At 70.2% G+C, this 22,282-nt stretch carries 22 protein-coding genes; 13 read left to right on the forward strand and 9 right to left on the reverse strand.

Annotated elements, in window-relative coordinates:
• Positions 1 to 35: 35 nt before the first annotated feature.
• Together paaK and paaI are read right to left on the reverse strand one after the other, a co-directional pair.
• A complete protein-coding gene (gene paaK / locus NMK44_RS11350) occupies positions 36 to 1,295 on the reverse strand; it encodes a phenylacetate--CoA ligase PaaK (protein WP_254741736.1) in 1,260 nt (419 codons plus the stop codon).
• Between the two features lie 44 nt (positions 1,296 to 1,339).
• The gene (gene paaI / locus NMK44_RS11355; protein ID WP_254741738.1) at positions 1,340 to 1,735 is read right to left on the reverse strand and encodes a hydroxyphenylacetyl-CoA thioesterase PaaI; all 396 of its coding nucleotides are present in this window, start codon (positions 1,733 to 1,735) and stop codon (positions 1,340 to 1,342) included.
• A gap of 243 nt (positions 1,736 to 1,978) precedes the next feature.
• On the opposite strand from paaI, the gene NMK44_RS11360 reads away from it, so the two are divergent.
• Complete coding sequence (locus tag NMK44_RS11360; protein WP_254741176.1) at positions 1,979 to 2,497, forward strand: hypothetical protein; 519 nt, start codon at positions 1,979 to 1,981, stop codon at positions 2,495 to 2,497.
• Positions 2,498 to 2,525: 28 nt separating this feature from the next.
• On the opposite strand, the gene NMK44_RS11365 is transcribed toward NMK44_RS11360, so the two are convergent.
• Complete coding sequence (locus tag NMK44_RS11365) at positions 2,526 to 3,962, reverse strand: AlkA N-terminal domain-containing protein (protein WP_254741179.1); 1,437 nt, start codon at positions 3,960 to 3,962, stop codon at positions 2,526 to 2,528.
• Positions 3,963 to 4,045: 83 nt separating this feature from the next.
• Positions 4,046 to 4,666, reverse strand: a complete 621-nt coding sequence (locus NMK44_RS11370) for a hypothetical protein (protein ID WP_254741181.1) — start codon at positions 4,664 to 4,666, stop codon at positions 4,046 to 4,048.
• A 627-nt stretch (positions 4,667 to 5,293) separates the two neighbouring features.
• On the opposite strand from NMK44_RS11370, the gene NMK44_RS11375 reads away from it, so the two are divergent.
• Genes NMK44_RS11375 through NMK44_RS11385 form a run of 3 tightly spaced genes read left to right on the forward strand, consistent with a single transcriptional unit; the run spans position 5,294 to position 8,311 of the window.
• Positions 5,294 to 5,866 carry a DUF4142 domain-containing protein gene (locus tag NMK44_RS11375; protein WP_254741184.1) on the forward strand — a complete coding sequence of 191 codons (573 nt, stop codon included), beginning with the start codon at positions 5,294 to 5,296 and terminating at the stop codon, positions 5,864 to 5,866.
• A 13-nt stretch (positions 5,867 to 5,879) separates the two neighbouring features.
• Entirely contained in the window at positions 5,880 to 7,394 is a 1,515-nt protein-coding gene (locus tag NMK44_RS11380) for a DUF1996 domain-containing protein (RefSeq protein WP_254741186.1), read from the forward strand.
• Positions 7,394 to 8,311 (forward strand): RNA polymerase sigma factor, encoded by a 918-nt coding sequence (locus tag NMK44_RS11385; RefSeq protein ID WP_254741189.1) that lies wholly within the window; start codon positions 7,394 to 7,396, stop codon positions 8,309 to 8,311. The genes NMK44_RS11380 and NMK44_RS11385 overlap by 1 nt, the downstream gene beginning before the upstream one ends.
• 146 nt (positions 8,312 to 8,457) lie before the next feature.
• Here the strand turns inward: NMK44_RS11385 and NMK44_RS11390 are convergent, their stop codons facing one another.
• A complete protein-coding gene (locus tag NMK44_RS11390; RefSeq protein ID WP_254741192.1) occupies positions 8,458 to 9,639 on the reverse strand; it encodes a PucR family transcriptional regulator in 1,182 nt (393 codons plus the stop codon).
• 548 nt (positions 9,640 to 10,187) lie between these two features.
• Here NMK44_RS11390 and NMK44_RS11395 point away from each other — a divergent pair.
• From NMK44_RS11395 to NMK44_RS11410, 4 genes are all read left to right on the forward strand, one after another.
• Entirely contained in the window at positions 10,188 to 10,913 is a 726-nt protein-coding gene (locus NMK44_RS11395) for a ferric reductase-like transmembrane domain-containing protein (protein WP_254741195.1), read from the forward strand.
• Positions 10,910 to 12,421, forward strand: coding sequence for an NADH-ubiquinone oxidoreductase-F iron-sulfur binding region domain-containing protein (locus NMK44_RS11400; RefSeq protein ID WP_254741198.1), 1,512 nt, complete (start codon positions 10,910 to 10,912; stop codon positions 12,419 to 12,421). The genes NMK44_RS11395 and NMK44_RS11400 overlap by 4 nt, the downstream gene beginning before the upstream one ends.
• Positions 12,422 to 12,618: 197 nt before the next feature.
• Positions 12,619 to 13,611, forward strand: coding sequence for an SCO0930 family lipoprotein (locus NMK44_RS11405; RefSeq protein ID WP_254741201.1), 993 nt, complete (start codon positions 12,619 to 12,621; stop codon positions 13,609 to 13,611).
• A gap of 79 nt (positions 13,612 to 13,690) precedes the next feature.
• Positions 13,691 to 14,233, forward strand: coding sequence for a hypothetical protein (locus tag NMK44_RS11410; protein ID WP_254741204.1), 543 nt, complete (start codon positions 13,691 to 13,693; stop codon positions 14,231 to 14,233).
• Positions 14,234 to 14,271: 38 nt separating this feature from the next.
• Here NMK44_RS11410 and NMK44_RS11415 read toward each other — a convergent pair whose 3' ends face one another.
• Both NMK44_RS11415 and NMK44_RS11420 read right to left on the reverse strand, forming a co-directional pair.
• Positions 14,272 to 14,949, reverse strand: coding sequence for an HAD family hydrolase (locus NMK44_RS11415; RefSeq protein ID WP_254741206.1), 678 nt, complete (start codon positions 14,947 to 14,949; stop codon positions 14,272 to 14,274).
• Positions 14,950 to 15,271: 322 nt separating this feature from the next.
• On the reverse strand, positions 15,272 to 16,204 hold the full coding sequence (locus NMK44_RS11420; protein WP_254741208.1) for a ScbA/BarX family gamma-butyrolactone biosynthesis protein: 933 nt from the start codon (positions 16,202 to 16,204) through the stop codon (positions 15,272 to 15,274).
• Between the two features lie 108 nt (positions 16,205 to 16,312).
• Here NMK44_RS11420 and NMK44_RS11425 point away from each other — a divergent pair, with 108 nt between their 5' ends.
• Positions 16,313 to 16,987, forward strand: a complete 675-nt coding sequence (locus NMK44_RS11425; protein ID WP_254741210.1) for a ScbR family autoregulator-binding transcription factor — start codon at positions 16,313 to 16,315, stop codon at positions 16,985 to 16,987.
• 10 nt (positions 16,988 to 16,997) lie between these two features.
• On the opposite strand, the gene NMK44_RS11430 is transcribed toward NMK44_RS11425, so the two are convergent.
• Positions 16,998 to 17,774, reverse strand: a complete 777-nt coding sequence (locus NMK44_RS11430; protein WP_374215262.1) for an endonuclease I family protein — start codon at positions 17,772 to 17,774, stop codon at positions 16,998 to 17,000.
• Between the two features lie 791 nt (positions 17,775 to 18,565).
• On the opposite strand from NMK44_RS11430, the gene NMK44_RS11435 reads away from it, so the two are divergent.
• The gene (locus NMK44_RS11435; protein WP_254741212.1) at positions 18,566 to 18,985 is read left to right on the forward strand and encodes a nuclear transport factor 2 family protein; all 420 of its coding nucleotides are present in this window, start codon (positions 18,566 to 18,568) and stop codon (positions 18,983 to 18,985) included.
• A gap of 55 nt (positions 18,986 to 19,040) precedes the next feature.
• Positions 19,041 to 20,024 carry an alpha/beta hydrolase gene (locus NMK44_RS11440; protein WP_254741214.1) on the forward strand — a complete coding sequence of 328 codons (984 nt, stop codon included), beginning with the start codon at positions 19,041 to 19,043 and terminating at the stop codon, positions 20,022 to 20,024.
• Between the two features lie 15 nt (positions 20,025 to 20,039).
• On the opposite strand, the gene NMK44_RS11445 is transcribed toward NMK44_RS11440, so the two are convergent.
• Positions 20,040 to 20,627: an HhH-GPD-type base excision DNA repair protein gene (locus NMK44_RS11445; RefSeq protein WP_254741216.1), complete on the reverse strand. Its 588-nt coding sequence runs from the start codon at positions 20,625 to 20,627 to the stop codon at positions 20,040 to 20,042.
• Positions 20,628 to 20,790: 163 nt separating this feature from the next.
• On the opposite strand from NMK44_RS11445, the gene NMK44_RS11450 reads away from it, so the two are divergent.
• Both NMK44_RS11450 and NMK44_RS11455 read left to right on the forward strand, forming a co-directional pair.
• Positions 20,791 to 21,576 carry a SigB/SigF/SigG family RNA polymerase sigma factor gene (locus NMK44_RS11450; protein WP_254741218.1) on the forward strand — a complete coding sequence of 262 codons (786 nt, stop codon included), beginning with the start codon at positions 20,791 to 20,793 and terminating at the stop codon, positions 21,574 to 21,576.
• 33 nt (positions 21,577 to 21,609) lie between these two features.
• A complete protein-coding gene (locus NMK44_RS11455; protein WP_254741219.1) occupies positions 21,610 to 22,278 on the forward strand; it encodes a dienelactone hydrolase family protein in 669 nt (222 codons plus the stop codon).
• Positions 22,279 to 22,282 lie beyond the last annotated feature (4 nt).

Below are 22,282 nucleotides of genomic sequence, written 5' to 3' on the forward strand. Positions count from 1 at the left end.
GCCCGGCGGTACCTCTCCCCTCACCCGGCCCGGCTTCAGCCCTCGCGCAGGTCCTTCACCCGGCGGATCTTGCCCACCGAGCGCTCCAGGGTCTCCGGATCCACGACCGCGACCTCGGCCGTGACCCCGACCCCGTCCTTGATCCCCCGGGCGATCGTCGCGGCCGCGGCCTCGCGCTGTTCACCACCGGTTCCCGGGCGGGCCTCGACACGGACCGTCATCCGGTCCATCCGGCCGGCCCGGGTCAGCTCCACCTGGAAGTGCGGCGCCACCGCCGGGACCCGCAGCACGATCTCCTCGATCTGGCTGGGGAAGACGTTCACCCCGCGCACGATGAGCATGTCGTCGCAGCGGCCGGTGATCTTCTGGATACGGCGGAACGCCGGACGGGCCGTACCGGGCAGCAGCCGGGTGAGATCCCGGGTGCGGTAGCGGATGACCGGCAGCGCCTCCTTGGTGAGGGTGGTGAAGGCGAGCTCGCCCTCCTCGCCGTCGGGCATCACCTCACCGGTGAACGGATCGACGACCTCCGGGTAGAAGTGGTCCTCCCACACATGCAGACCGTCCTTGGTCTCCACGCACTCCTGCGCCACCCCGGGCCCGATCACCTCGGAGAGCCCGTATATGTCCACCGCATGGATGTCCATGCGGTCCTCGATCTCGCGGCGCATCTCCTCGGTCCACGGCTCGGCGCCGAACACCCCGACCCGCAGCGAGGTGGTCCGCGGATCCACGCCCTGGCGCTCGAACTCATCGAGGAGCGTGAGCATGTAGGAGGGCGTGATCATGATGATCTCGGGTGCGAAGTCCTGGATGATCTGCACCTGACGCGCGGTCATGCCCCCGGATGCGGGGATGACGGTACAGCCGAGCCGCTCCGCCCCGTAGTGCGCGCCCAGACCTCCGGTGAACAGGCCGTACCCGTAGGAGACATGGACCTTGTGGCCGGGGCGGCCGCCCGCCGCGCGCAGCGAACGGGCCACCACATCCGCCCACATCGACAGGTCGTTCTCGGTGTAGCCGACGACGGTGGGTCTGCCGGTGGTGCCGCTGGAGGCGTGGACGCGGCGCACCTCGCTCTGGTCCACGGCGAACATCCCGAAGGGATAGGTGTCCCGCAAATCGGCCTTGGTGGTGAAGGGGAACCGGGCCAGGTCCTCCAGGGTGCGGCAGTCCTCCGGAACCACTCCGGCCGCGCGGAACTTCTCGCGGTACAGCTCCACGTTGTCGTACGCATGGCGCAAGGTGGCGCGCAGCCGGGTCAACTGGAGGTCCCTCAGCTCCGCGCGGCTCATCCGCTCAGCGGCGTCCAGCAGTTCGGGGGGTGGTGGGGTGCCGGTCACGGTCCCTCCCCCGGCTCGGTCGCACGGCGGGCGAGGGTGCGGCTGCGGCCCCGGAACTCGGCGATCACCTCGTCGCCGCGGCGCACCGTCACATCGTAGACACCGCTGCGCCCGTAGCGGGTGCGCTCCTCGGCGGTGGCCTCCAGTACATCGCCCTCACGGGCGGGGGCGACGAAGGTGATGTCGGCACCGGCGGCGAGGGTCACCGGGCCGTGGCTGTTGCATGCGCAGGCGAACGCCGTGTCCGCGAGCAGGAAGACATAGCCGCCATGGGCGATGCCGTGTCCGTTCACCATCGAGGCGGTCACGGTCATCCCGAGCACCGCCGCACCGTCCCCCGTCTTCAGCAGTTCGATACCCAGCCCGCGGGACGCCCGGTCCGCGGCGAACATCTCCTCCACCGGCCCGACGGCCGCGTATCCGGAGCCTGTCACCTGGTTCTCCACCGCCTTCAGATACCGACCGAACATTCGGTCTCCGCCAGAGTGCGCACCAGTAATCCAGCATCCGCCCTGGCTGTCAAGGGTTCGCGCATCGCGCCGCCGGGACGCTGAACGATCCGCCCGGCGCGTCCGTATCCGTGGGTGTCACGCCTCGCCACCGCCCGTTCCGGACACGCCACGAGAGGGCCCCTCATGGACGCTTGCCCCCACCCGGTCCGCACCGCCGCCACCGGAGCGGGGCGCGCCCGGTCCCGCCCCGGCCCGCGTCTGACACCGGTGGTGGCGGCGGTGTGCGGAGTGCTCACCGTCGCGGGGTGCGGTGGCGGCGGTGCGGATGAGGCCACCGCGGAGACCGGACGGCGCGGCGCGGACCGGCCGGGCGCCACCGCGAAGGCCACACCGAGACCGGCGACGGTGGAGAAGCTGGCCTCGGCCGTCGGCTGCAAGCCGCAGTTCACCGTGGACGTCGACGACTACCGCCAGGCGGTGTGCAAGACCTCCCGCGGCAAGTACCTCCTCCTGGACTTCGTCAAGGCCAAGGGGCAGCGCGACTGGCTGGAGACGGCGCAGATGTACGGCGGGGTGTACCTCATCGGCAATCGCTGGGTGCTCTCGTCGTCCCCGCGGAAGAACATGGAGGAGCTGCGCGAACGGTTCGGCGGCACCATCGAGGACACCACCTCGCACGGCGCCTCCCCCGGCGGGCGGTGAGCACGCGGCCGCGCCGCCCGGGAAACACTCAGCCCGCGGCCCCCAGATGGTGGGTGGCGTACGAGCGCCACGGCCGCCACCGCGCGGCCGTCTCCGGGTCCACCTCCGTACCCGGCGGCAGGAGCAGCACATCGGGATCGCCCAGCGCGCGCATCCGGATGTATCCGGCGGTGCGCGGTCCGATGCCGTCGAGGTTGAGCAGCTCCTTCTCCGCCTGGTCACGGTCGGCCCCGGCGTCCAGCGGCACGGTGCCGTCGGCGAGCGCGGTGACCAGCGCGCGCAGCGCCGCACGCCGCGGCGCGGAGGGGACCGGCTCCTCCAGCGCGGCCCCTGCCAGGGTGTCGGTGCCGGGGAAGAGATGGGTCAGTCCCCCGCTGGGCGTCGCCAGCGGCTGCCCGTACGCGCTGACGAGCGCGGCGCCGTGGGCCCGCGCCTCCTCGGGCGAAAGCTGTTCGCCGAGGACGGCGCGGACGGCCAGTTCCCGCGGATCGGCCGCGCCCGGGGAACGCAGCCCCGGCCGGGCGGCCACCAGGGGCGCCAACAGCGGATCGGCTCCGAGGTGTTCGGCCACCGCGTACGGATCGGCGTCGAGGTCGAACAGCCGCCGCATCCGCTGGGTGGCCGTGGTCAGATCGCGCAGCTCCGTCAGACACAGCCGGCACTCCAGCCAGCCGTCACCGGGGCGCTCGTCGACCTCGGCGACGCCATGGCCGTGCGGCAGCCGCAGGGTGCGCCGGTAGGTGCGGGCGCCCCGTTCGCCGACCACCTCCTCCACCCCGGCGACGGCGTGCCGCGCGAGCTGGTCGAACAACGCGGCCGCGGCGTACGGTCCGCGGAAGGCCAGCCGCAGGGGCACCCCGCCGTAGAACGACCGCGGCGCCACCGGGCCGAACCGTGAGGCATGGCCGGGCCGGGCCTCGCGCAGCCCGGTCGGGGTGATGGCGTAGATCTCCTTGATGGTGTCGTTGAACTGCCGCACACTCGCGAACCCCGCCGCGAACGCGATCTCCGCGACCTGCATCCGCGTGGTCTGGAGGAGGATCCGGGCGGTGTGGGCACGCTGGGCGCGGGCGAGCGCGATCGGTCCGGCGCCCAGTTCCGCGTTGAGCTGCCGCTGCACCTGGCGCGGGCTGTAGCCCAGCCGGTGGGCCAGTCCCGCCACGCCCTCGCGGTCCACCACCCCGTCGCCGATCATCCGCATCGCGCGGCCGACCACATCGGCGCGGGTGTTCCACGCGGCCGAGCCCGGTACGGCGTCGGGACGGCAGCGGCGGCACGCCCGGAACCCCTCGCCCTGCGCGGCCGCCGCCGTGGGGAAGAAACGCACGTTCTTCTGCCGGGGCGTGGTCGCGGGACAGCTCGGACGGCAGTAGATACCGGTCGTGGCCACGGCGAAGAAGAACTCACCGTCGAACCGCGCGTCCCGGCCACGCACCGCCTCGTACTTACCGTCTGCCGTCGTCACCTTTCCACTGTGCCCCGGTCCGGGGCATGGCGCTGGCGGAAATCGGACATGGCGTTCACCGCTGTCCACGACCGTCGCGGCGGTCAGGACACGCCCGACAGCCGGGCGGCCCGCTCCCTGAGTTCCCGCTCGGTGCGCAGCCCCTTGCGGAGCATCAGCAGCAGTGCGGTCACCAGCAGGGTGAAGAACACGATCGGTGCCAGCAGGGCGGGGGCACCGGCATTCACCGCGTGCACCGCCATGACGGCGATACCGAACACCATCACCACCAGGACCGCGATCAGCTTGGGGAGATTGCGCTCACCCCGGATCATCTCGGCGTGGTTCCGGGCGGCACGGGCGCTGAGTCCATGGAACGCCGGGTGCTCGGCGACCACCTCGACCGGGGTGCCGGGGGCCAGCGCCTCCTGACCCGCCGCCGGGTCCGGGTCCGGTACGAAGATCCGGTACCGGACGGCCTTCTGCCCCCGGGTGCGCAGATAGCGGTAGCCGAAGGCGGTGGCCAGGTACACGGCGTCGTCCGGAGGCAGTTTGACGTTGGAGATCTCCACTCGCGGGCTGCCGTCGAAGAGCGGGGCACACCGTCCCCAGCGCTCCTGGCGCACCCGCCGCTTCTGATCCGAGACGGGTTCACGCCGTTCGCCCCCGGCCATGTGCCGCTCCTCACCGTTGTGCCCGGCCTTCCGGCCGCCTGTGCGCGGCACAGGCTACCTCCGGGGTGAACGGGGGAACACACCAGGTCAGGGACGGGTGACACAAGGGGCCGCCATACGGCCGAACGGAACGTGCTGGACGCGGTGTTGGAGCCGTTCACGGCCCCGGGGAACCACCCGTCTGTCCCCTTTCTTTTATAGTCGCCGATTTACGGCGGAGCCGGACCATCACTCCACCCTGAACACACACGGCCTTTCTCAGGAGACTCGGTCACTTCGGACGCGTGACAGCGGGCCAGGGGGGAGCGGACCCCGGCCCGCGGGAGTAACGGTTCGAAGATCGATGTCGCTGTTCGCATCACAGATGCCCTTCGGACGGGGACGGCTTCTCCCCGTTGTACGGACGGCACCGGCGATGTGCTCAACGCGCCGGAAAAAAATTTCCGGGGCCGCCATGGACGTGGCGGCCGAAGGTCGACCGCGCAGGGTACCAGTCGGTAACGATGGTTGTCCCGGGTTTATTCGTTAGTGATGAGGTCTCCACGTCCGGGCCACACCAGGCACTAGCGTCCGGTGTCACTCCGAAGCAAGGAGGGCGCTGTGCGATCAACCTTCGTCAGCAGATCCATCGCATCCAGCCGAACCATCGGCACAGGCCTCATCATTGGGGCACTCGCCATGACACTCGCGGCGATCCTCATCCCCGTGCAGCTGTTCGGTGAGAGCAGCGCCGCATCGTCACTGCCGCCCGGCGTCATTGACGACGGTGGCGGCACGGTCAGCACCCAGTACGGGCCGCTCACCGCCCTGGACCGGGACTTCGTCCGCAAGGTGAAGCTCGCCGGCCTCTGGGAGCTCCCCTCCGGCCGGGAGGCCCAGGAGCGCGGCACCAAGGACTCCGTGAAGACCGCGGGTGAGCACCTCATCGAGGGCCACACCGAACTCGACCGCCGCGCCAACGAGGTGGGACGGGCACTGGGGATCGATCTGCCCAACCAGCCCAATGAGCAGCAGCAGGGCTGGCTCAACCAGATGAACAGCGCCCCGAGCAGCGCCGAGTTCGAGCGGCTGTTCGCGAACCTGCTCCGCGCCGCACACGGGAAGGTGTTCTCGCTGGTCGCCAAGATCCGGGCCGAGAGCGAGAACTCCATGGTGCGATCACTGGCCACCAGGGCCAACACCATCGTTCTCGACCACATCACGGTCCTCGAGGACACCGGGCTCGTCGACTACGACGCCCTCAACGACTAAGTGAAGTGATCTCATGAGGCAACAAACCCACAAACGCGGCAGGTTCACGAACAAAACCGTCGCTATCGTCGCCGCACTGGCACTGGGCGGAGGCGGGGCCGCGATCATCGCGGCGAACGCGTCCGCCAGCGGCGACAACAACGACTCCGGCGAGAACCGCACGGTGGCCGCCGGATCGTGGACCATCAGCTGCCCCGACGTGGGCCAGCAGCTGTCGTCCGTACCGAGCGGCGCACGCCCCGAGGTCGACAAGAACCTCGCCGAACTCGACTCGCAGGTGGCCAAGGCCTACCAGCAGATGTCCGAGGGCGGGGACTCCAACGACACGGTGCTCTCCTCCCTGGAACAGCAGCGGGGCGAGACCATCGACAACATCGGGAACGCCATCGACCAGGACGGCCAGCGCCCCGATGACCTGGACTCGATGAGCAACTGCCAGATGCAGCAGGTCGACGACGGCGGTGACCAGAACGACCAGCAGGGCGACGGCCAGCAGCAGGACGACGGCCAGAACGACCAGCAGGGTGACGGTCAGCAGCAGGGCGACGGCCAGCAGGGCGGCGACCAGCAAGGTGGCGACCAGCAGGGTGGCGAGGGCGCCAATGACGTGCCCGGCAACGCCGGTGGCCAGGCGGGCAACGGCCCGTCGCAGGACGACTTCGTGGACATCACCCAGGTGCAGCCGAACGCCCAGGGCGACGACGGCCAGGGCCAGCAGCAGGGCGGTTCGAACGGCACCTTCACCTCGGAGTGCGGGGTCGGTGAGGCGAACCTGCGCAACAGCGACAACGTGATCGTCGCGCCGGGTGTGGGCAACGGCGCGCACCACATGCACGACTACGTGGGCAACGACGGCAACGACGCGTTCGCCAACAACCAGACCTTCGAGCAGGCCGGGACCTCCTGCAACAACGGCGACAAGTCGACCTATTACTGGCCGGTGGTGCGCGCACAGGACGGTCAGGACGAAGCGGACGCCAATGACCTCGGCGGTGGCCAGGAGGGCAACGTCGGGACCATCCTGACGCCCAAGAGCTCCACCATCGAGTTCCAGGGCAACCCGCAGAGCGAGGTCGTGGCGATGCCGAAGTTCCTGCGCATCATCACCGGTGACGCCAAGGCGTTCACCAACGGCGACAAGAACGCCAACGCGTCCTGGAGCTGCACCGGCTTCGAGGACCGGCAGCTCACCGACAAGTACCCGCTCTGCCCCGAGGGCAGCTCGGTGACGCGCACCTTCGACTTCCAGAGCTGCTGGGACGGCCAGAACATCGACAGCGCCAACCACCGGGACCACGTGGCCTTCGCAGGCGAGGACGGCTCCTGCCCCAACGGGTTCAAGGCCATTCCCAAGCTGGTGAACACCATCACCTACGATGTACCGCCGAACACCCCGTTCGCCGTGGACGGCTTCCCCGAGCAGTTGCACAAGCCCATCACCGACCACGACGACTTCATCAACGTCATGCCGGACGACCTGATGAGCAAGGCGGTGGACTGCATCAACAGCGGCCAAAAGTGCAATTGATGAACGACGAGAACCACGAGGCGCGCGTCGGCCACCAGGCCGGCGCGCGCCGCGCTGCGACCTCCCACGAGGCGGCCGACGAGCCGTCGGACCAGCATGGCGTGGAACATCCCGATGTGGCGGGCCCGGGACATACCGACCGACCGGTCCGCTCGCTCTCCGACCCGGAGCTGACCCGGTTGCTCCTGGAGGGCTATCGCTCGGGCACCACCAGCCCGGCCGCGGGCGAGATCCTCTACCGCCGCCACCACGCGGCCACACTGTCGTATGCGCGGACCTGCTGCCGCGCCCTCGATGACGCGGAGGACCTGGCGTCCGAGGCGTTCATCCGCACCTTCCAGGCGGTACGGGCCGGTGGCGGACCGCGCGGGCCCTGGCGGCCGTATCTGCTGACCGTGGTGCGTCACACCGCGGTCGAGTGGAGCGCCGGGGAACGGCAGATCCTGCTCACGGCCGACTTCGAGTCATGGCGCCAGCTCGCGCCCTCGGCCGACCCCCAGCAGTATCTGGTGGCCAGGGAGAACCGCCAGTTGCTCGTCCGCAGTTTCCGCAGACTGCCCGAGCGCTGGCAGACCGTGCTGTGGCTGACCCTCGTCGAGGACGATACTCCGCACCAGGTGGCCGGCATACTGGGGATTTCCCCCAGTGGTGTCACCTCGCTCGCCTTCCGGGCCCGGGAGGGGCTGCGCGAGTCCTACCTCCAGGCACATCTGGAGTCCGCCCGGGACGACCGGTGCCGCCACTTCAGCGCGATGATCGGCGCCTCGGTGCGCCGTGGCGGCGTCCGCGGCCACGCCCTCGCACACCACCTCGCGTCCTGCGCCTTCTGCGCCCATGCGTACGGCGAACTGCTCGGGCTCAACGCCGCGATGCGCACCGCAGCACCGGCCCAGGCGCCCGCGGCCGCCCGGCGCTGACCTGCCCGGACACCACGCACAAGGTGTCCGTCACCACACCCTCGCCATGTCCTCGGCCACGTCCTGGACACACAGAACTGCCGACCGCGTGACGCGGTCGGCAGTTCCGGTGTGCGGTGGCCGGCGCGATGCGACGGCCACCCGGATCACAGTCCGTTGACGCGGGCCTCCCGGGCGATCCCGAGCGGCCGGATTCCGGGGGCCGTTCCGGTACGGGTCCTGCGGCCCACCCGTGAGGCGTGCCGGCGGATCCGGTCCATCTGTGCCATCAACCGCCGTCCGCGCAGCGCCATCTCCAGCTCGAAGCGTATCCGCGGATCCCGCAGCCCCGGTCCGAAGAGCTTCTCTATCTGGCGCAGCCGGTACCGCACGGTCTGCGGATGCACCTTGAGCGCCTTCGCCGCCTCCGGTGCGCCACCGCCCTCGAGCCACGCCAGCAGGGTCATCTGCAACCGTTCGCTCTGCCGGGGGGTCAGCCCGACCAGCGGTTTGAGCCACCGTGAGGCCAGGGCCCGGACCAGCGACTCGTCCTGGAGCAGCAGCAGCATCGACAGGTGGTCGTCGACGAAGAGCACCCGGGCCTCGGGGCCGCTGCGTGCGGGAGCCATCGTCAGCAGCTTCCGCGCCCAGCGCACCGAGGACGCCGCGTCGTTGAGCGGCACCACATGACCGACCGCGGCGGTGCGGCCGCGCAGTGCGGTCTCCAGCGCGCCACGGGTGGCACAGTCCACCGGGGGCTCCCGGTCCGGGTCCCGCTCACCGTCCAGGGCCCGGTCGGCGACGGCCTCCGGCGCGGACTCGGTGTCCGCGTCGGGGTCCGGGATCAGCAGGCACAGTTCGTCCCCGACCGCGCCGATCAGGGTGTCTCCCAGCACGGCGGCCAATTGCGGCGCCTCGCCCGGGGTGGGCAGGGCGATGGCCTGGACGGTTTCGGGGAGGGGCCACCGGGCGGCCCGCGAAAGCTCCGCCAGGGTCCGTTCGGGGACGGCCACTTCGCTGGTCAGGGCCTCGAACAGCTCACGGCGGGCCCGCTCGGGCGGCACCTCCGCCATCCGTTCGTCACCGGGGCGGGTCGGGGCGGAGGTGACCGGTTCACCGGCGCCTTCCTCACCGGGCTTCCGGTAGCCCAGTGCCGCCAGCAGAGCCTGCTCGACTCCGGACCGGACCTTCTCCCGCTCGGAGTCCTCCAGGAGTTCGGAGAATCCCGGGAGTCTGTGCCGAAGGGTCTCAACCACCTCATCGGCCAGGGACGGAAGTTCATTCCGCAGAACGCGGGTCCACTCGCCACGGGGGCGGGACCACATGCGGTTCACGAGTTCGCCCATCATTACCTCGTTCTTGCCGGGGGGAGGGCCTGGCCGTTGGGGGGTCGGTCAGGCCCGTGGAGGTGCCTCCGTCTCCGGTTCGTCCAGTCCGGAAAGGGAGTCGAGGGTCCTCCGCTACGTCATAGAGGATCCTCACCCCCACCGGTCCCGGCATTTTGCCGTTTCTTTGCCACGGGGATGGCAACGGATCGGTGGGAGACGGTGTGGACACGGTTTCTCCACAAGAAGTTGTCACGTTACGACAAATCTTATGGAGATCACGTGTAGTTCCGAGAAGCTGCTGATCCCAAGACGACTTTGACGTATCTCGTCACCCGCGCGAATCCGCGCGATCGGGAGGCTCCATGTCCATGTCCCAGTTGCCGACTCCCCGCTCCCAGGGGCCGCGCCGAAGGGGACGTCACACCGGATCGGTTCCCGAGGGAACCCTCGGAGCACCCGGCGGCCGACGAGCCGACCGACGGTCCCGGACACGTGCCCGCCCCGGGGGCGGTCAGTCCCGGCACCTTCGTCTCTACGCTATCGGTGCGGCGGTGCTGTTGTCCCTCGTTGTGGCGAACAACGCGGGCGCATTCACCAAGACCTGGGCTTTTCTGGACTTCGGTGCCGGTGTGCTCGCTCTGGTGTCTCTCACTTCGGCGGTACTGTGGGGACTCGCGGCCACCGACCAGCTCTTCCTGCGCACCAACCACCGGCTGATCGCGCAGGGGGTCCACCGGGCCGCCGCCGTCGGCGGATTGTGCTTCCTCGCGCTGCATGTCTGGGTGAAGGTGGCGGAGAGCCACACGCCCGCCGCATCCATCGTGATACCGTTCGCTGACGCAAATCGGCCTGTGCTCATCGGCCTTGGCACCATCGCCGCGTACCTCTTCACCACCGCGGCGGTGACCGGGGCGGTCCGCAGCGCTTTCGCATCGGCCGGCAAATCCCGCTGGCGGTACCGTTGGTGGCGTGCGCTGCACGTGGCCGCGTATCCGGCGTGGTGTGCCGCGCTGATCCACGGCCTCAAGGCAGGCCGCGCCGCCAAGGACTGGGCCACCATCGGGTATGTCATGGCCCTGGCTGGTGTGGCGGTCGCGTTGTGGATCCGGCTCGCTTCCCGGCGGGCCCGGCACGGTGAGAGGACGGACGGCATCGAGGTGCGGAATCCCCCAGCTCGCGGTCGACAGGACGGCCGGACCGCACGCAGCGGACCGAGTGTTCCCCGTCCGCGCTCCGCGGAGCCCGACCGGCGGAACACTGAGCCGCTCGGCGCATCCCGCGGGTGGGACCGGTGATCACAGCCAAGCCCAGGCTGGCCTGCATCGATCCGCCCCGGCTGCTCGCCGGGCTGGACGAGGCATACCGGCTTGACCGGGTCGGCCACCTGACGGTGCACGGGCAGATGCCCGCCCTGCGCGCCGATGAACTGGTGGCCCTCGCGGAGAACATCGACCTTCGTGGTCGTGGTGGCGCGGGATTCCCGTTCGCCAAGAAACTCACCGCCGTCATCGAGTCGGCGTCGCGCCGGGACGGCCGCTGCGCCGTCGTCGTCAACGGCAGTGAGGGCGAGCCCAGCTGTCTGAAGGACACCGCGCTGCTGCTGCACACTCCGCATCTGGTGATCGACGGGGCCATGCTGGCCGCCGAGGCACTCGGTGCGGAGGACGTATGCATCGCGGTGCACCGGCCCGATGTGGAGGAGTCCCTCGCCGCCGCCATCGCCGAACGCGGCCCGAGCGGGCCCCGGCTGCGGGTCTCCCGCACCCCGGACCGCTTCGTCGCGGGTGAGGGCGGTGCCGTCGTCAACGGCATCAGCGGCGCCCCGGCCATCCCCAACGGCCGGAAGATCCGCACCAGTGACAGCGGGCTCGGGGGTCTGCCCACCCTGCTGTCCAACACCGAGACCTTCGCCCAGCTCGCCGTGGCGGCGCGGATGGGCGCCCTGCCGTACCGCTCGGTGGGACTGCCCACCGAACCGGGCACCACACTGCTGACGGTGGCGGGCAAGTTCGTCATGGAGACCCCCACCGGGGTCCCGCTGACCTACATCCTGGAGCTGTGCAACCTCACCCCCGGCCAGGGCGTTCTGGTCGGGGGGTACCACGGCAAGTGGCTGGACCCCAACAGCATCAACGCCACCACCATCTCCCGCGAGTCCATGAAGAAGTACGGCGCCCGGCTGGGCGCCGGAGCGGTGCTGCCGATCCCCGAGGACACCTGCCCCTTGGGTGAGACCGCCCGGGTGACGCGCTGGCTGGCCGCGGAGACCGCAGGCCAGTGCGGGCCCTGCTTCATCGGGCTGCCCGCGCTCGCGGACGCGCTCGGCCAGGTGGAGCGCGGTGGCGGCCAGGCCGCCGTCGACAGCGTCCGGGCGTTCATCAACTCGGTGAAGAAGCGCGGTGCCTGCAGCCATCCGGACGGTACGGCCGGTTTTGTGACCACCGCGCTGGACGCCTTCCCCGAGGAGATCGAGTCCCACGCCCTGGGCATGGGGTGCGGCCGGCCGACCCTCGGTGTGCTGCCGCTGCCCGAGGACTCCCAGCCCCTGGCACTGCCCCCGGGCCCCTCCGCGCCCGAGCCCCGCCGTGAACGGGAGCCACGGGAGCGGATGGAGCAGCTCATCGTGGACTGGTCGCTGTGCCAGGGCCACGGCCTGTGCGCGGACATCATTCCCGATGTGCTCCAGTTGGGCATCGACGGCTATCCCGCCTCGGCGAAGATGGACGTTCCTCGCCAGCTGCGGGCCCAGGCGGTGCGCGCGGTCCGGCGCTGCCCGGCGCTGGCCCTGCGCATCGAGGAGTAGCCGCCCCCAGTACCCCCGGCACCATCCCCGACGGCCGTTATTCAACGGCCGTCGACTGCTGTGTGCTCAATGATTCCCGTTTTTTTGCGTCGGATGACAAATTCCGGGCCCGCTGAACGTCGCTCGGCACCGGCTCCGTATGCACATGGCGTCGGCGCAAACACCGCCGGACCGAGAGAGATTGCAGAGGAATGGTCATGGAGAAGCGGCGTCAGATCGCATTCGCCGGAGTGTCCGTCGCGATGGTTCTGCTGACGGCGGCGTGTGGAGCCAGCAAGGACAACTCCTCCGGTCAGAGCTCCAATGTCCAGCCCGCCGGCGGTGCCCAGAACGTGGGCGCGGGCTCGACGCCCGGTACGGCCGGGGCGTCCTCCGGTGCGGCGGGCGGCTACGAGGCGGGCGGCGACACCGGTGCGGCTGCGGGCTCCGGCAGCACCGGCAACTCCGGCTCGGCCAAGAAGGTGACCGCCAAGAAGGACGCCAAGCTGGGCGAGATCGTCACGGACGCGAAGGGCTGGACGCTCTACCGGTTCGACGAGGACACCCCCAAGCCCGCCAAGTCCAACTGCAACGACGCCTGCGCCACCAAGTGGCCCCCGGTGCCCGCCGACGCGGCCGCCGGTACCGGGATCGAGAAGTCCGCGCTGGGCTCGGTCACCCGCTCCGACGGCACCAAGCAGCTGACACTCGAGGGGTGGCCGGTCTACCGTTACGCGGGTGATACCAAGGCCGGTGACACCAAGGGCCACGGCGTGGGCGGCACCTGGAACGCGCTGGCACCCGACGGCAAGCCGGCCGGCAAGAAGGCCGCGGGCACCGACGAGAGCCTCCAGCTGATGGTGAACAACAACGCCGAGCTGGGCAAGATCATCGTGGATGGCAAGGGAATGACGGTCTACCGGTTCAACAAGGACAGCGCCTGGCCGATGAAGACCGGCTGCCTCGGCGCCTGCCTGGACACCTGGAAGCCCGTCAAGGCCGTGAACACCTCCAAGGTCGCGGGTCTGGACGCCACGAAGGTCACCTCCTTCACCCGTCCCGACGGCAGCAAGCAGGCGGCCTTCGACTGCTGGCTGCTCTACACCTTCACCGGTGACACCAAGCCCGGCGACATCAACGGCCAGGGCAAGGCGGGCCAGTGGTTCGCGGTCACCGACAAGGGCAAGAAGGCGAGCGCCGCGGCGCAGTGAACACGGAACACGGTCACCGCAGGGGGCCCGAGGTCGCAGAGGACCCGGGCCCCCGCCGGACTCCCATCAGGAGGTTGTAGTGTCACCCGCACTCCGAGCCACCGCGCTGTGCGCGGCTTTGCTGTTCGTGGGCGGCTGCGCGGGGAGCAGCACGGAGCACGACGCCGCGAAGCATCCGCGGGAGAAGGCGGCTCCTGCCAAGGAGTTCGGCAAACCCGGCAAACCCGCCCAGCTCACCGGGATCGCCGATGCCATCGGCTGCAAGGCGAATGTCATCACCGAGGCGGAGGAGCTCCGGCAGGGTGCCTGCACCTCCGGTAAGAACCGCTACACGATGGTGACCTTCGCCACCGCCAAGGGTCAGCACGAGTGGCTGGCGACCTCCAAGGACTACGGAGGCACCTACCTGGTCGGCAAGCGCTGGTCGGTGACCGGCCTGTCCACCGGTGCGCTCAAGCCCCTGCGCGCGAAGATCGGCGGGGCCATCGAGCACGGGATGTCCATGTCCCACGGGGGTTCGGGCTCGCACAAGGGCTCCCCCTCGAAGGGCGGCTCCGGATCGCACGGTGGTTCCGGATCGCATGACGGCATGGACGGTATGGAGGGCATGGACGGTATGTGACCCGCGCCGCCGACCAGGTGGCGAAGCGTTTCAGCCGGTCATGCCACCCTCGTCTCGGCCCACCTGACCAGATCGGGGTCGGCGAGGGTGTCCACCCACAGGTCCACCGGGGGGCGTTCGTCCACCGGTTTCCGCGGGCCGACGCCGAGGACCTTCATGCCCGCGCGGGCCGCGGAGAGAAATCCACAGTGGGAGTCCTCGACCGCGAGGGTGTCACCGGGGGCCGCCCCGCACAGCCGGGCGGCCTCAAGATAGACGTCGGGGTACGGTTTGGGCCGCATCTCGCCCTCGGGGACGAGTACATGCCCGAAGTGGCGCAGCAGCCCCGCCTTGGCGAGCCCGTCCTCGACCACGTCCCGCGGGCAGTTGCTCGCGATGGCCAGCGGGGCGAACGCCGCGGCCTTCTCGACCAGTTCCGGCGCGCCCGGCATGGTGACCGGGTCCTCCGCCACCAGGGCGCGGAAGGCGTCGAGCAGCTGCTCGGTCATCTGCTCGGCCAGTTCGGGGTGTCCCGCGAATTCCGCCAGCATTCGGCCGCATTCGCTGAAGTGGAGACCCTTGGTGCGCCGGGCGAACTCTTCGGTGGGGGCGGCTCCGTGCTCTCTGAGCACGATTTCACGCGCCTCCTCCCAGTGCCGTTCGGAATCCATCAGGGTGCCGTCGCAGTCGAAGACGATGGCGGCTGGGGTCCATGCGAGGAGCTTTTCGGCTGTCATCTGCCTGCCGTTCCATGGGAGGTGGAGGAATCGGCGCAGGGGGTGCCTGTACCTGCGGGGAGCAGCGCAGTGGATTTCCTGGCGGCTCGGTGCGCGAATGCGCCCACCGCTGCTGTCCGATGCACGAGCGCCTTATGGCGTGCGCGACATGGGAGGCCGTACAGACGGAGAATCCGCCTGCCCGAAACATAACGATCACTACGTTAATTGGATGACCCGGAGTAGGCAAGACATCACGGAACGTCGGCGGTTCGTTCACCGTCGCGCGCGTTCGTCACTCAATGCGTTCGTCGTACGGGCGGTTTGACGGTCAGATGTACGGTCACTGGTACTGGAGCACGCCGACCGCCGTGCAGATCGCCGCCTGGCGCAGCCGGAAGACACAGGTCCTGCCGTGGGAGGTGCACTCCACCACGGCGGGCGGATACGACTCGGTGAAGCGGATCGCCTTCAACCGGCAGGCGACGGGGCGGATCAGCGTTCCCTCGGTGGCCAGGGCCGCGGCCTGCCGGGCGCTCTCCAGCAGTACCAGGCCCGGGACATGGTCGCTCCAGTGGTCGAAGAAGAACGGGTGGCGGGTGTCGGCCGGGTCCAGGTACACCACTCCCCCGTCCCTGACCACCAGGACGTCGCGGGCCGCGGGAACGCCCAGTTGACCTGGGGAGGGACGGACCGCGGCGCGCAGCCGGCGCCGTGCGGTCTGGCCCGAGGCGGCCGAGCGGGTCTCGGCGTAGGAGGTGCCGTCGAGGAAGCGCGCGGTGCCCCCGGCCCAGGCGAACCGTCTGCCGCCGGCCGAGAGCGCGATGTCGAGCCGCATCCCGGAGACGAACCGCCCGCTGGGCGTGGTGTGGAGGTCCGTCACGGCGGCGTGGCAGGTGATGTCGGTGGCGCCGTGCGGCGCGCGCGGCTCGGCCTCGGGGTCGAGGCGGTAGAAGAGGTCGCGGATGAGGAAGTGCGCGCCCGCGGGCACCGCGTAGTACCGGGTGGGGATGTAGATCCCCAGCTCCCGAAGGGTTTCCGCGATCATCAGCGGATGGTGCCGCCCGTCCCCGCCGTGCGGGAAGGTCGGATGGGAGCGGGGCCACTGGGCGGCGGCCTCGAAACGGTCGTCACCGAGCGTGCGCACGTCGGTGAGCAGCACCTCGGCCACCGAGACCCGGTGCACGGCCTCGCGTTCCACGGTGCGGGACCAACTGAGCGGCCGCCCGGTGGGACCGGACGGCTCCGAAAGGCCATGAGCCTCACGAACGATCACTATAAAATACTAATAATGTTTGACCTGACTCGCCTCATCTCCATGGCGGGGTGAAATTCCGCTAAGTTCGCTCCGTACCCGAAGCGGCTGATGAAGGACGGCGAACACGTGCAAGAGCGGGCCGAACAGACGCGCCGATCCCTTCTGGAGGCGGCCGCATCCCTTTTCGACGAACGGGGATACGCCGGGACGAGCATCAGCGACATCACCCACCGGTCCGGGCACACCAGCGGCGCCATGTATTTCCACTACACGAGCAAGGAAAGGCTCGCGCTGGCGGTGGTGGAGGAGCATTTCGCGACCTGGCCGCCGCTGATCGAGCAGCACACCGCCATCGCCGCCTCCGGGCTGGAGCAACTCGTCCGGCTCAGCTTCGCGGTGGCCCGTGCCTTCCGCGATGACATCGTGGTGCGGGCGGGGGCCCGGCTGTGGACGGAGCGCACGCTGATCGAGGCACCGCTTCCGCCGCCCTTCGTGGGCTGGATCGACGCGGTGGGGAAGATGCTGGAGCACGCCCACACCGAGGGCGAGCTGGCCGCCCATGTCGAGCCGCAGGCCGCGGCCAGGACCGTGGTGTGCGCCTTCTTCGGTCTGCACACCGTCTCGGAGGCGCTGGACGGCCGACGGCTGGTCGAGGACCATCTGACCGATCTGTGGACACTGCTGCTGCCCTCGCTCCAGGCCCGCCCCGGGTCCGCTGCCGAACTGCTGGCGGCGGCCCGGAGCACGGACCCGGTGCCGCTGCGCGCCGACGGCGGGGCCGTCGGCGCGGACGAGGCGTGAGCGGCGGGGCCTACTTCCAGATCTCGCCGACCCACTCCGGGTGGTCGATGAACGGGTTGCGGTTGTGCTGGACGGTGTCGAAGATGACGTCGTTGCGGTGCTTCTCGAAGGCGTCCGGCGGGTCCTCGTCGTTCCACTTCTTCAGCACCGACAGCCGCCCGAGGTTGGGCTGGGAGCCGTTGTCCGTCTTGTCGTTGACCTCCAGGTCGGGGAAGTCGTCGTCGCCCTGGTAGCGCACGGACATGTAGAGGACCATCCGGGCCACATCGCCCTTGACCTCGTCCCGCGGCTCGAAGGAGTCGTCGTCGGTGCGGTTGCCGGGGGCTCCCTCGACCTCGGAACCGCCGGCGTCGAAGTCCTTGTTCCCCCGGATGCTGTTGACCGTGACATTGGCCGGACGCAGGTGGTGGACATCGGTCCCGGGACCGGTCGCGGTGCCGAAGTCGCCGTGCGACTTGGCCCAGACGTGCTCACGGTTCCACTGGTCGGGTCCGGAGCCGCCTGCGTCCTTGCTCTGTGAAGTCCCGGTGTAGAGCAGGATCACATTCGCGGAGTTGTCCGGGTCCTCGTCGGTCTTCTTGAGGGCGTCCCAGACCTCGTCGTACGACAGCTTGGTGACGTCGGTGCTGATGATCGTGTGCAGCGCGTTCTTCAAGGGGTCACCGGTCTTGCCGATGGCGTCCTTGTAGTAGGTGTCGTCGTACGGCGTGGAAGTGGCCGTGACCTCGGCGGTTGCCGGGGTCTGTACCGTGACGGCGATGGTGGTGACGCCGGCCAGCAGGGCCAGTGCTTTCCATCGGTGGGGGGTGACGTGCACGGGTGGTCTCCTTTCCCCTCTTTGCGACCGTTGTTCGATCCCCGAAAGCGTGTCAGACACGTGATCGTCCGATGGTGAACAATCTGCAGAGGTTCTGTGTCAGGGCCATGACGAGATGGGAGTGGTCAACGGGGCGATCCGAGCCAACGACCGGAATCGGCCAGGTCCGTCGTACGGGTGAATTTCCGCCGCGAACGGCGTGGGGTCATGCGTGGACGGCGGGGGACGGGGCACTCGCCCCGCAGATGACGTGGCCACCGCCGACGACCCCGGGAGGACACCGTGGCACGGCAGAACGACCCGATTCCCCCGCACCCGGCACCGCGTGACCCCGGGCCGGCATCGTCCACCCCGTCACCCGGCCCGGGCGGCCCGGAGCCGGGTCCCGCACCGGGGCCGGTACCCGGCCCACCGCCGGGACCTTCGCCGGACCCGGTACCCACTCCCCCGCCCAGCCCGCCACCGAGCCCCACTCCGGGACCGCCGCCGGGGCCGTCCCCGGACCCGGTGCCCAACCCGCCGGGCCCCGACCCGGTCCCCGATCCCTCACCGGCCCCGGGACCGCTCACCGAGAACCCGTAGCCCCCGGACCGTCCACCGCGCCCCGCCGTGCCCTCGCCGCACGGTGGGGCGCGGTGCGTCCACGGGCATCCGCTTGCGCGAGAACGACCGTTCTCCTACCGTGGTGACTCCAGGGGAGAACGATGGTTCTCTCGCCTTGGCGCGGCCGTTCGCCGTGCCCGTCCCGAGGAGACACCGCCATGACCGGCCAGAAGCCCCCGCTGCCGCCCTTCACCGAGGAGACCGCCCGCCTGAAGGTGCGGCTCGCCGAGGACGCCTGGAACACCAAGGACCCCGCCCGGGTCGCCCTCGCGTACACCGAGGACTCCGAGTGGCGTAACCGCGATGTGTTCCTGCGCGGCCGGGGTGAGATCGTCGAATTCCTGACCGCCAAGTGGGAGCGCGAACTCGGCTACCGGCTGCGCAAGGAACTGTGGGCCTGGACCGGCGACCGGATAGCCGTCCGCTTCGAGTACGAGTACCACGACACCGAGGGCCGGTGGTTCCGCGCCTACGGCAACGAGAACTGGGAGTTCGACGGAAACGGCCTGATGCGCAAGCGCTACGCCAGCATCAACGACCTGCCCATCACCGCCGGGGAGCGCCGCGTCGCGGTGTGACGGTGGCGGTGGCCGGGCGGACGGCGGCGCTGCCCCCGCATGTCGAGGAGAGGCGATGGAGAAGCAGATGTCCCGTGACACCGCCCCGGCCCGCCCGGTACTGGAGCCCGCCGCCGCCGAATTGGCCGAGGCCAGCGCCAAGCCGCCGTTCCTGTACCAGATGTCGCCCGCCGAGGGCCGCAGGGCGGTGGACGAGGCCCAGTCAGGGCAGGTGGACAAACCCGAGGTGGACGAGGAGTGGATCAGCGTCACGGGGATCCCGGAGGGCGGTGTCAAGGCCCGGATCCTGCGTCCGCCGGGGGTGGGCGGCACCCTGCCGGTGATCCTCTACATCCATGGCGCGGGCTGGGTGTTCGGCAACGCGCACACCCATGACCGGCTGGTCCGGGAGCTGGCCGTCCGGGTCGGCGCCGCGGTGGTCTTCCCCGAGTACGACCTCTCGCCCGAGGTCCACTACCCGGTGGCGCTGGAGCAGAACTACGCCGTCGGGCAGTGGATCGTGGCCCACGGCGAGGGCGCGGGACTCGACCCGGCGCGGATCGCGGTGGTCGGTGACTCGGTGGGCGGCAACATGTCCGCCGCGCTCACCCTGATGGCCAAGGAGCGCGGCGATCTCTCCCTGATCCACCAGGTGCTGTTCTACCCCGTCACCGACGCCGCCTTCGACACCGGCTCCTACGACCAGTTCGCCGAGGGCTACTACCTCACCCGTGAGGGGATGCGCTGGTTCTGGGACCAGTACACGACCGATCCGGCCCAGCGCGCCGAGATCACCGCCTCCCCGCTGCGCGCCGACCCCGCCCAGCTCGCCGGACTGCCCCCGGCCCTGGTGATCACCGGCGAGGCGGATGTGCTGCGGGACGAGGGCGAGGCGTACGCGGCGAAGCTGCGCACCGCCGGAGTGCCGGTCGCCGCCGCGCGGATGCAGGGCATCATCCATGACTTCCTGATGCTCGACGCGCTCCGCGACACCCGGGCCGCGCGCGCCGCCCTGGACCTGGCCGTGGACACCCTGCGCGGTGCGCTGCACACCGGCTGAACCGCCGCCGGGGACTCACTTCCCGGCGGCGCGCTTCGCCTGCCGCTTGAGCTCCTGCTTGTGGGCGCGGACCTTGTCCAGCGAATCGGGGCCGGTGATGTCGGCGACCGAACGGTGTGCGTCCTCCTCGCCGTAGGCACCGGCGGCCTCCCGCCAGCCCTCGGGGCGCACCCCCAGCCGCTTGCCGAGGAGCGCCACGAAGATCTGGGCCTTCTGCTTGCCGTACCCGGGGAGCTCCTGCAGCCGCCGCAGCAGTTCGGCACCGCTGTCCACATCGCGCCAGACCGCCTCGGCGTCCCCGTCGTAATGCTCGACGAGGTACTGGCACAGCTGCTGGATCCGCTTGGCCATGGACCCGGGGTAGCGGTGCACCGCGGGCTTCTGCGACAGCAGCTCCACGAACCGCTCGGGGTCCTGGGCGGCGATCTCCCGGGCGTCCAGATCGTCGGAACCCATGCGCTGGGCGATCGTGTGCGGACCGGAGAACGCCCACTCCATGGGGACCTGCTGATCGAGCAGCATCCCGGTCATCAGGGCCAGCGGGCTGCGCCCGAGCAGGGCGTCGGCCGCGGGCTGCTGGGCGAGGCGAAGGGTGGCGTCCATCCCGGCTGTGTACCCGGTGCCGGATCCCCGAACCCCGGACCAGTCCGCATTCCCCCTGAAAAGCGCATAAACGCATACCAATATGGCCGAATTGCGAGTGGTTAAGGATCATGCGACGGTGGGGGGAAACCGCCGTGACATCGGACCACGGAGGCGAGTGACCATGTCAGCAACCGCGACTCGCCGACGGCGCCATGACGACACTCCCGACACCGGCGGTGCCTTCCAGCGTCTGTCCCGACTGCCCTCCGGGCCCGAGCGCGACGCCCTGCGCGAGGCCATCATCTGCGCCTGGCTGCCGGTCGCGAAACGGCTGGCGCTGCGCTTCCGGAACAAGGGCGAGAACATGGAGGACCTCACCCAGGTCGCCTCGCTGGCCCTGGTGAAGGCGGTCGACCGCTATGACCCGGACCTCGGGCACGCGTTCCCCTCCTATGCCATCCCGGTCATCACCGGTGAGCTCAAACGGCACTTCCGCGACTACCTGTGGACGCTGCACATCCCGCGCAACATCCAGGAGGTGCGCTCACGTACCCGCTCCGCCCGGGACGCGCTGGAACAGGAGCTCGGCGGCCGCACCCCCACCGTCACCGAGATCTGTCTGCGCACTGGGATGCCGCAGGAGGATGTGAAGGCCGGGCTGGAGGCCAGCGCCTCGTGCACCCCGCTCTCGCTCAACGCCGCGGTCCAGGGCGCCGAGGAGCGGCTGCTCGCCGAGACGGTGGGCGCGGACGACGCGGCGATCGAACGCGTCGTCAACCGGGAGGCGCTGCGGGTACTGATCTCGCATCTCTCGGAACAGGACCGCTATGTGCTGTACCTGCGCTTCTTCGCCGGACTCTCACAGAGCCAGATCGGCGAGATCCTCGGCTTCTCACAGATGCACATATCCCGCAGGCTCTCCCGCCTCTACAGCGAGCTGCGCCAGGGACTCATGGCCTGCGCCTGACGCCTGACACCTGACCCCCGGCAGGAGGTGCCGATGCGCTCCGAGACCGCCCGAATCGCCGTGGACGACGCCATGCTGGTGGGAGATCTCGTGGTACCCGAACACCCCGTCGGCGTGGTGGCCTTCGCGCACGGCAGCGGCAGCTCCCGGCACAGTCCGCGCAATCGCGCGGTGGCCGAGGTGCTCCAGCGGGCGGACCTCGCCACCCTGCTGTTCGACCTGCTCACCGAGGCCGAGGAGCGAGTGGACGCGATCACCGCCGAGCACCGCTTCGACATTCCGCTGCTGGGGCGGCGGCTGGTGGGCGCGGTGGACTGGCTCGCCGGACATCCGGCCACCACCGGGCTGCCGGTCGGCCTGTTCGGCGCCAGCACCGGCGCCGCGGCGGCGCTGACGGCCGCGGCGGAGCGGCCGGACCGGGTGCGGGCCGTGGTCTCGCGCGGCGGGCGGCCGGATCTCGCGGGCGGGGTGCTGAACCGGGTGGGCGCGCCGGTCCTGCTGGTGGTGGGCGGTGACGACCATGAGGTGCTGGCGCTGAACGAACAGGCCGCCGCCATGCTCGCCGCCCCGCACGAGGTCCATGTGGTGCCCGGTGCGACCCATCTGTTCGAGGAACCCGGCACCCTGGAGCAGGCGGCCGAGGCGGCGCGCGACTGGTTCGCGCGGATGAGCCGCCGTCCGGCCCGCGGCGCCCGCCGCTGACTGC

Origin of the sequence: Streptomyces cucumeris (assembly GCF_024295805.1) — a bacterium.
GTDB lineage: Bacteria > Actinomycetota > Actinomycetes > Streptomycetales > Streptomycetaceae > Streptomyces > Streptomyces cucumeris.

Coding starts and splice junctions, on each gene's coding strand:
- paaK (WP_254741736.1), bottom strand. CDS start 1,295: ATGAGCCGCGCGGAGCTGAGGGACCTCCAGTTGACCCGGCTGCGCGCC.
- paaI (WP_254741738.1), bottom strand. CDS start 1,735: ATGTTCGCCGCGGACCGGGCGTCCCGCGGGCTGGGTATCGAACTGCTG.
- NMK44_RS11360 (WP_254741176.1), top strand. CDS start 1,979: ATGGACGCTTGCCCCCACCCGGTCCGCACCGCCGCCACCGGAGCGGGG.
- NMK44_RS11375 (WP_254741184.1), top strand. CDS start 5,294: ATGACACTCGCGGCGATCCTCATCCCCGTGCAGCTGTTCGGTGAGAGC.
- NMK44_RS11380 (WP_254741186.1), top strand. CDS start 5,880: ATGAGGCAACAAACCCACAAACGCGGCAGGTTCACGAACAAAACCGTC.
- NMK44_RS11385 (WP_254741189.1), top strand. CDS start 7,394: ATGAACGACGAGAACCACGAGGCGCGCGTCGGCCACCAGGCCGGCGCG.
- NMK44_RS11390 (WP_254741192.1), bottom strand. CDS start 9,639: ATGATGGGCGAACTCGTGAACCGCATGTGGTCCCGCCCCCGTGGCGAG.
- NMK44_RS11405 (WP_254741201.1), top strand. CDS start 12,619: ATGGAGAAGCGGCGTCAGATCGCATTCGCCGGAGTGTCCGTCGCGATG.
- NMK44_RS11415 (WP_254741206.1), bottom strand. CDS start 14,949: ATGACAGCCGAAAAGCTCCTCGCATGGACCCCAGCCGCCATCGTCTTC.
- NMK44_RS11435 (WP_254741212.1), top strand. CDS start 18,566: ATGACCGGCCAGAAGCCCCCGCTGCCGCCCTTCACCGAGGAGACCGCC.
- NMK44_RS11440 (WP_254741214.1), top strand. CDS start 19,041: ATGGAGAAGCAGATGTCCCGTGACACCGCCCCGGCCCGCCCGGTACTG.
- NMK44_RS11445 (WP_254741216.1), bottom strand. CDS start 20,627: ATGGACGCCACCCTTCGCCTCGCCCAGCAGCCCGCGGCCGACGCCCTG.
- NMK44_RS11450 (WP_254741218.1), top strand. CDS start 20,791: ATGTCAGCAACCGCGACTCGCCGACGGCGCCATGACGACACTCCCGAC.
- NMK44_RS11455 (WP_254741219.1), top strand. CDS start 21,610: ATGCGCTCCGAGACCGCCCGAATCGCCGTGGACGACGCCATGCTGGTG.